The organism is Candidatus Methylacidiphilales bacterium, from assembly GCA_025056655.1.
GTDB lineage: Bacteria > Verrucomicrobiota > Verrucomicrobiia > Methylacidiphilales > JANWVL01 > JANWVL01.
This window is the reverse complement of the sequence record JANWVL010000011.1, coordinates 1-2,840: the sequence shown is the minus strand read 5'-3', so window position 1 is coordinate 2,840 and position 2,840 is coordinate 1. Positions and strand designations below refer to the sequence as shown.

The following is a 2,840-nucleotide window of genomic DNA, read 5'->3' as shown; positions in this document are numbered from 1 at the left end:
GAGGATTTTGGGGTGGGGCAGAGGGATGAATGATGTGCATTGACAGTGCCTGAGCGTGAGATGATGGGAGGATTTTAGGATATGGTGATTTAAAGACGGAGAATGAGTAAGGGGCTGGGATGTTTTTGTTCGGATTGAATTTGGACGGAGACGCTGCGGTCCACTCTGCGGCGGCAACGTTTTGCCGAGAGATTGGAGGTGTGAAGCGGGCGTCGCGGAGCGAATGAGATGGAGCTACGCAAGAGTAAAGATGAGGGAGGCGCGGTGATGAGATGCTATAGAGCGTGTGGAGGATTCTTACGCGATACACAATCTAAGCACTTTTAGGTGGGAACAAGGTGGCACAGGGTGTGGGGAGCGAGGGCGGTAGGATTAAGCTAAAAGAGGAGATTATTTTGTAGGTTGTTGGGATTTTTGCAGGCGACGAATCTCCAGCATCCGAACTCTCCGTGATGATTCACCGCCCGCACCCAGCGCTGCGCGGCGGCTTCTTTCTGACGGTCCTGCTCGGTCTCAAAGCCTTTTACTTCCAGGATGACATAGAGTTCTTTCCCATTCTTGCAGCGGAGCCGGATGAGATAGTCAGGGCGATATTCGTGGCGCACACCTTGCCATTCGTAGGGAATCGTCAAGTCCAGATGGTCGTTGCGGGCGTAGGCGACCACTTCGGGCATGCGTTCTAGTTGATAAGCAACGGTGTGTTCCCACTTGGGCGCATCCAGCACGACGTGGCTGATGTGGCTCTTGGTCGTGCCGACGGCGGGGCGGGCGGTGCGAAAAAGCACCTCTGAGGTTGAACCGATGGGACGGAACCGCTCGATCACGGGCAACAGCGGTGGTTCGCCAGCTTCTGTGTCCGGTTCGATTGCCTCGGTCAATCGCTCGATGATGCGCTGTTTGTATTTGAGCAAGGCGATTTCTTGCAGCGGCGTGTTGTCGTTCATCACGATTACACGCTCCTCCAAGTATTGCCAGACGATGTTCAGCACTTGCGGAAACAGAATGTGCCGCGCGCTCCAGTCGTCGCGTTTGTCTTTGAGGCGATGGGTCAGTTCGGCGGCGATTTCATACACGGTGGCTTGCAGCCGTTTTTCGTGGTGGAAGGGGTTGCGGTCGTGGAGCACCTCGGGGCCAGGACCTAGACGATCGGGGCGACCAATTCGATAACCTGCCGCAGTCTTGACGACGACCTCTGTCGGCTCGTGCCTGGGATCAATGGTGAGATAAGGCACGTCTTTTAGGTTCATCCGAATCCGCTGATGCACGTCGAAGACATAGCCCTCCACGCGGGGGAAGGTGATTTCCAAATGCTTTCGTTCGGGCAAGGCCCGGACTAACGTGGAGACCTTCTGGACTTCCGTGCGACCTAGGGGTTTCTTTTTGACGGGGATGACTTCGAACGGCACGCCGTAAACGTCCACATACTCGGGCTCGCTAAAGTCGTCGTAGTTCAGGCGGCGGAGGCCGCGTCCCACGACCTGTTCACACAGTAGTTGCGAGGTGAAGGCCCGCAGGCCCAGAATCTGCGTTACGTTTTGCGCGTCCCATCCCTCGGTGAGCATTCCCACTGAGACGACGCAGCGGATGTTTTTGCCGGGCGGCTCGCCCTCGCCATCCCATTCGGTCTTGCCTACTGTGTCCACCGTCCTGCGCAATCGCTCTGCAGCCTGCTGTTTTGTTTCGCCTTCGAGTGCGCTTTCTGCTTCGGCCAGCAGTTTGGTGTCGATCCGGAAGGTGACTGTGTTCCCGTTGCGGTTTTCCAGTTCTGGCAGCACGTTTCCGAGTGCTATGTGTTCGTAAACGAGTTTGGACAGGTCAGTGTTGTCGCACACGCAGATGAGCACGGGCGGCACCGGTGATCCGGCCTGTTGGAAGGCCTCGTATGTCTTTTTCCACTCGGATGCCAACATCGCCAACGCCCCTTCGGCTTCGCGCAGCACCGATTCAGGCCTGGCGCGGCGACGGGCGGTCTGTCGTTCAGAGGCGGGGAGTTGCTGGTTGATGTGTTCCCACAAGCGGAAATACTTTGGAATCAACGCGCCCGTATTATCGTCCACGGGCACACGCGGGATTTTTACGATGCCCGACTCGATGGCATCTACGAGGCCAAAGTCGGAGACGATCCAGGGAAAGGGTGCGCCTTCCTCGTAGCCGCTGCCTTTGATGTAGAACGGCGTGGCCGAAAAGTCGGCGCAGAAGTTGATACCGCGCACTGCTTGGATTTTGTCCAACCCGCCAACCCAGACTGTGGCTTCTTCGCGCTCGGCAACTTCATCTGGCGACAATTGCTCGCGCAGTTCTTCCGGCAGGGGTGCAGGGCGGTAGGCGTGGTGGGCCTCATCGTTGATCACGAGAATGTTTTGCTTACTCCCCAATTCCTTCAACAAGCGGCGGCAGAAGGCTGCGTCGCTTTCCACGCCACGCTGCACCACGCTGCGCGAGCGGCTGTCGTCTCTGGGCTGAAATAGGTGCCAATTGGTGATCTCGAATTTGCCCTGCTGTAGTCGTTCCATCATACTGCGCGGCACGAGGTCAAAGCGCTCGTAGTAGTTGCCTGGCTTCCATGGCAGGAGCACCTGGAGGCGTTCGCGGATGGTGAGGTTTGGGCAGATCAGCAACACAGCATCTGAGAAACGGCGGTCTTGTGGGTTCGCCAGCTTGTTGAGCACCTGCCAGGCGATGACTAGGCCCATCACGACTGTCTTGCCGCTGCCGGTTGCCATCTTGCAGGCGTAGCGGGTAAGGCCATTGTCTTTGGGGATTTCTATGCCTTGTCGCTCTGCAGGTGAAGCTTCCACTAGCCAGATGAGCGTTTCGGCGGCTTCGCGCTGGCAGAAGAA

At 57.3% G+C, this 2,840-nt stretch carries 2 protein-coding genes; both read right to left on the bottom strand.

All coding sequences use genetic code 11. The annotated features are described in order from the left end of the window. The coding region (locus tag NZM04_00520) for a hypothetical protein (GenBank protein ID MCS7062528.1) at positions 1-310 on the bottom strand (310 nt) is incomplete at its 3' end. 67 nt (positions 311-377) lie between these two features. Continuing rightward, on the bottom strand, positions 378-2,840 hold a 2,463-nt coding region (locus tag NZM04_00515; protein MCS7062527.1), incomplete at its 5' end, for a DEAD/DEAH box helicase family protein.